Raw genomic sequence first — 7,749 nt, 5'->3', positions numbered from 1 at the left:
GTCGGTCATGTCGATGACGGGCGTCTGACCGCCGAGACCTGCGTTGTTGATCAGGACGTCCAGTCGACCCATCTTGGCCACCGTTTCGGTGATCAACGCGTCGACGGCCGCGGTCGACGTCACGTCGCACACCACCGAATCGACGCGACCGAGCCCGAGTGCGGCCAGTTCGTCGCGGGTCTCACCGAGACGCCGCTCGTGAAAGTCCGACACGACGACGTCGGCACCCTCGGCCAACGCGCGCCTGGCCGCCGAGGAACCGATGCCGGTACCGGCCGCCGCCGTCACCAGCACGACCTTTCCGGTCAAAAGTCCGTGGCCCTCGATCTCGTTGGGCGCGATGGCCAGATTCATCCCTTAACCTCCCGAGGCAGTCCGAGCACGCGCTCGGCGATGATGTTGCGCTGGATCTCGTTCGAGCCGCCGTAGATGGTGTCCGAGCGCGAGAACAGGTACAGCCGTTGCCATTCGTCGAACTCGCCGCCGTCGAGCAGCAGTCCGGCCTTGCCCTGGACGTCCATCGCGATCTCGCCGAGTTCGCGATGCCAGTTGGCCCACAACAGCTTCGACACAGAGTCCTTTCCGGCGGCCTGCCTGCCTCCTTCCACGTCCATCGTCGCCAGCGCGTAGGACCGCATCGTCTTGAGCCCAACCCACGACCTGGTCAGCTTCTCGCGGATCACCGGATCGTCGATGGCTCCGGTCCTCTTGGCCAGTTCGACGATGCCGGAAAGCTCACGCGCATAGCGGATCTGCTGGCCGAGGGTCGAGACGCCGCGCTCGAACGTCAACGTGCCCATGGCGACGCGCCACCCGTCCCCGGGATCACCGACCACCAGGTTCGCGTCGGTACGGGCGTCGTCGAAGAAGACCTCGTTGAACTCCGAGTCTCCGGTCAGCTGAACGATGGGACGAATCTCGACGCCCGGCTGATCCAGCGGGACCAAGAGGTAGGAGAGGCCAGCGTGCCGCTTGGAGCCCTTCTCACTACGCACGACGACGAAGCACCACTGCGCCCAGTGCGCCAGCGACGTCCAGACCTTCTGCCCATTGATGACCCACTGGTCACCGTCGAGCTCGGCCGTCGTCGACACGTTGGCCAGATCGCTGCCCGCACCCGGCTCCGAATAGCCCTGACTCCATAGTTCGGTGACGTCGCGGATCTTCGGCAGGAAGCGCTTCTGCTGCTCGGGGGTGCCGTACGCGATGAGCGTCGGCCCCAGCAGCTCCTCACCGAAGTGGTTCACCTTGTCGGGAGCGTCGGCGAGGGCGTACTCCTCGTAGAACGCGACGCGGTGCGCCACGGTCAGCCCGCGTCCGCCGTGCTCTTCCGGCCACCCGAGACACGTCAGGCCGGCCGCTGCCAGATGCTGATTCCACCTGCGCCGTTCGTCGAACGCCTCGTGCTCACGACCCGGCCCGCCGAGCCCCTTGAGCGCGGCGAATTCACCGACGAGATTGTCGATGAGCCACTGCCGGACCTCGGCCCGGAACTCCTGGACCTCTATCACCCTTGTAGGCTAACCTACCAAGCACTTGCTTTGTTAGAGGAGCGTCAATGGCGAACGATCCGAGGACCATCCCGGGGGTCCTGGACCGGATCGGCGATGAGTTCTCCAATCATCCCGCGCTGGTGACAGATGACAGGGAACTGACGTACTCGGAGCTGAAGACCGAGGTCAGACGGGCCGCGGCGGCGATGATCGAACTCGGCGTCAACGCCGGGGACCGCGTCGCGATCTGGTCGCCGAACACCTGGCACTGGGTGGTCGCGTGCCTGGCGACGCACTACGCGGGCGCGGTCGTCGTCCCCCTCAACACGCGGTACACGGCGACCGAGGCCACCGACATCCTCAGCCGCACCAGCGCACCGCTGCTGATCGGGATGGGCCAGTTCCTGGGCAGCGACCGGACTACCGAACTCGACCGCGCGGCGCTGCCTGCACTGCGACACATCGTCCGGGTGCCGATCGAGACGAACGACGGCACCTGGGACGAGTTCGTGGCGCGCGGGACGGATCTCGGTGCGGTCGACGCGCGCGCCGCGGCCGTCACCCCGGACGACGTTTCCGACATCCTCTTCACGTCCGGCACCACCGGACGGAGCAAGGGCGTCCTGTGCGCGCATCGGCAATCACTGGATGCGCCCGCCGCCTGGGCCGCGTGTGGAGAGCTCACCAGCGACGACCGCTACCTGTGCATCAACCCGTTCTTCCACAACTTCGGCTACAAGGCCGGGATACTCACGTGCCTGCAAAAGGGGGCGACGTTGATCCCGCAGCTGACGTTCGACCCCGAGCGGGCCATGCGGGCCGTCCAGGACCAACGGATCACGGTGCTGCCGGGCCCGCCGACCATCTACCAGACGCTGCTCGACCATCCCAGGCGCGGTGACTACGACCTGACGTCGCTGCGGTTCGCCGTCACCGGCGCGGCCGTCGTGCCAGTCGTGCTGATCGAGCGCATGCAGAACGAGCTGGACATCGACATCGTGTTGACGGCGTACGGGCTCACGGAGGCTAGCGGTTTCGGCACGATGTGCAGGGCCGACGACGATGCCGTCACGGTGGCGACCACGTGTGGCAGACCGATCGCCGATTTCGAACTGCGCATCGACGCCGCCGGAGACGCCGAGGCGGGCGAGGTGCTGCTGCGCGGACCGAACGTGATGCTCGGCTATCTCGACGACCCCGAAGCCACCGCCGCAGCGATCGACGCCGACGGTTGGTTGCACACCGGCGACGTCGGAAAGCTGGACGGGGCAGGCAATCTCAGCATCACCGACCGACTCAAGGACATGTACATCTGCGGCGGGTTCAACGTCTACCCCGCCGAAATCGAACAGGTGCTCGCGCGCCTCGACGGAGTGGCCGACAACGCCGTCATCGGAGTGGCCGACGAGCGCCTCGGCGAAGTCGGCAAGGCCTTCGTCGTACTCAGGTCCGACGCGCAGCTCGACGAGGCGACCGTGATCGCCTACGCCCGTGAGCATCTGGCGAACTTCAAAGCTCCGCGATCAGTGGCCTTCGTAGCCGCGCTGCCGCGCAACCCTGGAGGAAAAGTGGTCAAACCGCTACTGCGAGAGATCAGTTGATGGATCTGACGTTCGACGACGAGACCGAGGAGTTCCGCATCGAGGTGCGCGACTTCCTGGCTGCCAACCAGGCGCACTTCCCTCGCGTGTCCTACGACACCGTCGAGGGCTTCGAGCAACACCGCCGCTGGGACAAGGTGCTCTTCGACGCAGGCCTTTCGGTGATCGCGTGGCCACGAGAGTACGGCGGTCGGGACGCGACGCTGCTGCAGTGGATCGTCTACGAGGAGGAGTACTTCCGCGCCGGCGCGCCGGGCCGGGCCAGCGCCAACGGCACCTCGATGCTCGGACCGACGCTGTTCGCGCACGGCACCAAGGAACAGCTGGATCGCGTGCTGCCCAAGATGGCCAGTGGCGAGGAGATCTGGGCGCAGGCGTGGTCGGAGCCCGAATCGGGTAGCGACCTCGCCTCGCTGCGGTCGACGGCGACCAGGACCGACGGCGGCTGGAAGCTCAACGGGCAGAAGATCTGGAGTTCGCGAGCCCCGTTCGGCGAGAGGGCATTCGGGCTGTTCCGCTCCGACCCGACCGCTCAACGGCACAAGGGCCTTACCTACTTCATGTTCGACCTGAAGGCCGACGGCGTCACCGTGCGGCCCATCGCCCAGCTGGGTGGCGATACCGGATTCGGTGAGGTGTTCCTCGACGACGTGTTCGTGCCGGACGAGGACGTCATCGGAGCCGTCGACGAGGGTTGGCGCGCCGCGATGAGCACGTCGAGCAACGAGCGCGGAATGTCGCTGCGCAGTCCGGCGCGGTTCCTGGCGCCCGCGGAACGGCTCGTCGAAGGGTGGAAGGCGGACCGCGATCCCGCCTTCGCCGACCGCGTCGCCGACGCCTGGATCAAGGCACAGGCGTACCGGCTGCACACGTTCGGCACGGTCACCAGGGTGGCGGCCGGTGGCGAACTCGGCGCCGAGTCGTCGGTGACCAAGGTGTTCTGGTCCGATCTCGACGTCGCCCTGCACCAGACCGCGCTCGACATGCGCGGCGCCGACGGCGAACTGGCCGACCACTGGACCGAGGGTCTGCTCTTCGCGCTGGGTGGTCCGATCTACGCGGGCACCAACGAGATTCAGCGCAACATCATCGCCGAGCGGCTGTTGGGCCTGCCTCGGGAGCCGAAATGAGAGTCCGCCGTGCACTTTGAGATCGACGATCAACAGCGCGACTTCGCGGCAAGCATCGACGGAGCCTTGGCGGCCGCCGACGTGCCCGCCGCCATCCGCGCCTGGTCCGCAGGTGATACCGGACCCGGCCGCAAGGTGTGGGCGACCCTTGCCGAACTCGGTGTGACGGCGTTGGTCGTGCCCGAGGAGTTCGACGGCATCGGCGCCCACCCCGTCGACTTGGTGGTGGCCGCCGAACGGTTGGGCCGCTGGGGTGTGCCCGGTCCCGTCGCCGAGTCGATCGCCGTCGCACCGATCCTGTTGGCGCACGACGAGCGCAGCGGGGCACTGGCCTCCGGTGAGCTGATCGCCACCGTCGCGATGCCGCCAGGCGTTCCGCGTGCGGTCGACGCAGACGCCGCGGGCCTCGTGCTGTTGGCCTCCGATGGCGAGGTGCGCGACGCAGTGGCGGGATCACCGCACGAATCCGTCGACCCGGCCCGCCGCCTCTTCGACGTCGTCGCCTCCGGTGACCCGTGGAAGGCCGACACCGCAAGGGCTTTCGAGTTCGGCGCGCTGATCACCGCCGCGCAGCTGATCGGCGCGGGCCAGGCCATGCTCGACGGGTCGGTCGAATACGCCAAGCAGCGCAGCCAGTTCGGCAGGGTGATCGGTTCGTATCAGGCGATCAAGCACAAGCTCGCCGACGTACACATCGCGCTCGAACTGGCCCGTCCACTGGTCTACGGCGCAGCGCTGTCGCTCGCCGACGGATCGCCCGACACCGGACGCGACGTCAGCGCGGCCAAGGCGGCCGCCGCCGAGGCCGCCCTGCTGTCGGCCCGGTCGTCACTGCAGACCCACGGCGCCATCGGCTTCACCCAGGAGCACGACCTTTCGCTGCTGCTCCTTCGGGTGCAGGCGCTGCGATCGGCGTGGGGTGACCCGATGTGGCACCGCCACCGAGTGTTGGAGGCCCTGACATCGTGAGGACCAGCGAGGAGCGGAGCGGATCGCGCATGAGTGACGAACGGGAGATGCTGCGCGACACCGTCGCGGCCATCGTCGAGAAGCACGCCTCCCCCGAGGCAGTCCGTCGCGCAATGGAATCCGAGCGTGGTTACGACGAATCCCTGTGGACGCTGCTGTGCGAACAGGTCGGTGCCGCCGCCCTCGTCATCCCCGAGGAACTCGGTGGTGCAGGCGGCGAGTTGGCGGACGCCGCCGTCGTCATCGAGACACTGGGTCGTGGTCTCGTTCCGACGCCACTGCTGGGTACGACCCTGACGGAGTTGGCGTTGCTGTCTGTCGACGAACCCGACGCCGACACCCTCGAGAAACTGGCCGAGGGTGCGTCGATCGGCGCCGTCGTCTTCGATCCGGGTTACGTCATCAACGGTGACGTCGCCGACGTGGTGCTGGCCTGCCAGGACGGTCGGCTGGAGCGGTGGACGGACTTCACCGCCGAACCGGTCGTCACGATGGACCCGACCCGCAGGCTCGCCAGGCTGGAAGGCGGAGCCGCGGAGCAGATCGGCCAGGACCCCGGCCTCGCCGACACCGCGGCAATTCTGTTGGCGGCCGAGCAGATCGGCGGTGCCGCACGATGCCTGGACCTGACGGTCGCCTACACCAAGGACCGCGTTCAGTTCGGCAGGCCCATCGGCAGCTTCCAGGCACTCAAGCACCGGATGGCCGACCTCTACGTGCTGGTGCAGTCGGCGCGCGCCGTGGTCGACGACGCGATCGCCGAACCGTCGGCCACCTCCGCGGCGCTGGCCAGGGTGTCGGCCAGCGAGGCGTTCAGCGCCGTGACCGCCGAGGCCATCCAGATGCACGGTGGCGTGGCGATCACCTGGGAATACGACATCCAGTTGTACTTCAAGCGGGCCCATGGCAGCGCGCAGTTGCTCGGCCCGCCGCGGGACTACCTGCGGCGACTCGAGTCCGAGGTGCTCTAGCGCGTTCGTGTCGGAGGGCCCGCACGCCCTACTGCGACGCCCCGATCCGCCAAGGAGGCCCCCGCCTGGCGGGTCCACACCTGGTGCGATCCCGACGGTCTACACACTGCCGAGTTCACCACCCCGACCGGTGACCGCCACCGATCCAAGGCACCGCCACTACTCGGTGATCTCGTTCCACTCAAGAGCGCCGGCATCGAAATCCGCTTGGGCGACGAACTCGCCTGGCACGACGCCGTCTGATTGACGTTCAGACGACCGGCTAGCCTGGCTCGGATGAGCGATCGCGTCGCGTTGCGGGCCGGGATCCCACCGTTCTACGTGATGGACGTGTGGCTGGCTGCTGCAGAGCGGCAACGCTCCCACGGCGACCTCGTCAACCTGTCCGCCGGGCAGCCGAGTGCGCAGGCCCCCGCTCCCATTCGCGCTGCGGCCGCCGAGGCGCTTGCCACCCACAATCTGGGATACACCGTGGCGCTGGGCATTCCGGAACTCCGCGAGGCGATCGCGGCGTCCTACGCTGACCGCTACGGCGTCACAGCCAGCCCTGATGACGTCGTCGTCACCACCGGGTCCACCGGCGGATTCCTGCTCGCGTTCCTGGCCAGCTTCGACGTCGGCGACCGAGTGGTCGTGCCAAGCCCGGGGTATCCCTGCTACCGCAATATCCTCTCGGCGCTTGGCTGTGAAGTCGTCGAGTTGCCATGCGGCCCCGCTACTCGATTCCAACCCACGGTCGAGATGCTCGCCGAGATCGAGCCGCCCATCAAGGGCCTGGTGCTGGCCAGTCCGGCCAACCCCACCGGCACCGTCATCCCGCCTGCCGAGCTGGCGGCCATCGCAACCTGGTGCGAGACGCGCGGCGTCCAGCTGGTGAGCGACGAGATCTACCACGGGCTGACCTATCCCGGTGCACCGGCGACCAGCTGCGCGTGGGAGACCTCCCGCGAAGCCATTGTGGTGAACAGCTTTTCGAAGTACTACGCGATGACGGGCTGGCGACTCGGCTGGCTGCTGGTGCCACCGGCCCTGCATCGCGCGGTCGACCGGCTGACCGGAAACTTCTCGATCTGCCCGCCGGCGCTGCCGCAACTCGCAGGCGTGGCCGCGTTCACGCCGGAGTCCATCGCCGAAGCCGACGCACTCGTCGACGCCTACGCCGTCAACCGCGAGATCCTGCTTGGTGGTCTACCGGAGATCGGTTTGCCACGACTGGCCCCCGCGGACGGGGCGTTCTACGTCTACGCCGACGTCTCCGACTACACCGCGGACTCGCTCGACTTCTGTGCAAGGCTGCTGGCCGACACCGGCGTTGCGATTGCACCCGGCATCGACTTCGACACCGTCCACGGTGGGGCGTACGTGCGACTGTCCTTCGCAGGTGCCACCTCCGACATCGAGGAAGCGTTGCACCGGATCGGTCCGCGGCTCGGTTGACTAGGAAAGACCGGTGGCCGAGCGTCGACGCCGAGAGATCGCATCAACGCTGGCAGCCAGTAGCAGCACGCCGCCCGTGACCAGGAAGTTGATGTAGGACGACTGGTTCAACAGGCCGAGTCCGTTGGCGATCGTCGCGACCACCACG

Annotated in this window: 6 protein-coding genes and 2 pseudogenes; 5 read left to right on the top strand and 3 right to left on the bottom strand. The window is 67.6% G+C overall.

The window, feature by feature from the left end; translation table 11 throughout:
- Both ipdF and ipdE1 read right to left on the bottom strand, forming a co-directional pair.
- Positions 1 to 354: pseudogene (ipdF, locus tag QOD90_RS19020) on the bottom strand ((5R,7aS)-5-hydroxy-7a-methyl-1-oxo-2,3,5,6,7,7a-hexahydro-1H-indene-carboxyl-CoA reductase); the annotation flags it as partial.
- On the bottom strand, positions 351 to 1,511 hold the full coding sequence (ipdE1, locus tag QOD90_RS19015) for an acyl-CoA dehydrogenase IpdE1 (protein ID WP_526352385.1): 1,161 nt from the start codon (positions 1,509 to 1,511) through the stop codon (positions 351 to 353). The pseudogene ipdF and the gene ipdE1, both read right to left, overlap by 4 nt.
- A gap of 47 nt (positions 1,512 to 1,558) precedes the next feature.
- On the opposite strand from ipdE1, the gene fadD3 reads away from it, so the two are divergent.
- From fadD3 to QOD90_RS18990, 5 genes are all read left to right on the top strand, one after another.
- Positions 1,559 to 3,094, top strand: a complete 1,536-nt coding sequence (gene fadD3, locus QOD90_RS19010) for a 3-((3aS,4S,7aS)-7a-methyl-1,5-dioxo-octahydro-1H-inden-4-yl)propanoate--CoA ligase FadD3 (protein WP_526352384.1) — start codon at positions 1,559 to 1,561, stop codon at positions 3,092 to 3,094.
- Positions 3,094 to 4,224 carry an acyl-CoA dehydrogenase family protein gene (locus tag QOD90_RS19005; RefSeq protein ID WP_526352383.1) on the top strand — a complete coding sequence of 377 codons (1,131 nt, stop codon included), beginning with the start codon at positions 3,094 to 3,096 and terminating at the stop codon, positions 4,222 to 4,224. Before fadD3 ends, QOD90_RS19005 begins: the two co-directional genes overlap by 1 nt.
- A gap of 9 nt (positions 4,225 to 4,233) precedes the next feature.
- Entirely contained in the window at positions 4,234 to 5,193 is a 960-nt protein-coding gene (locus QOD90_RS19000) for an acyl-CoA dehydrogenase family protein (protein ID WP_526352382.1), read from the top strand.
- Positions 5,194 to 5,222: 29 nt separating this feature from the next.
- Positions 5,223 to 6,164 (top strand): acyl-CoA dehydrogenase IpdE2, encoded by a 942-nt coding sequence (gene ipdE2, locus QOD90_RS18995; RefSeq protein WP_526352381.1) that lies wholly within the window; start codon positions 5,223 to 5,225, stop codon positions 6,162 to 6,164.
- Positions 6,165 to 6,440: 276 nt separating this feature from the next.
- Positions 6,441 to 7,601 (top strand): pyridoxal phosphate-dependent aminotransferase, encoded by a 1,161-nt coding sequence (locus tag QOD90_RS18990; RefSeq protein WP_526352380.1) that lies wholly within the window; start codon positions 6,441 to 6,443, stop codon positions 7,599 to 7,601.
- On the opposite strand, the pseudogene QOD90_RS18985 reads toward QOD90_RS18990, so the two are convergent.
- Positions 7,602 to 7,749, bottom strand: a pseudogene (locus QOD90_RS18985) (ABC transporter permease); the annotation flags it as partial.

Origin of the sequence: Mycobacterium sp., assembly GCF_032161845.1 — a bacterium.
Taxonomy (GTDB): Bacteria; Actinomycetota; Actinomycetes; order Mycobacteriales; family Mycobacteriaceae; genus Mycobacterium.
The sequence above is the reverse complement of the archived record's forward strand: the minus strand, read 5'-3'. Positions and strand labels throughout refer to the sequence as shown.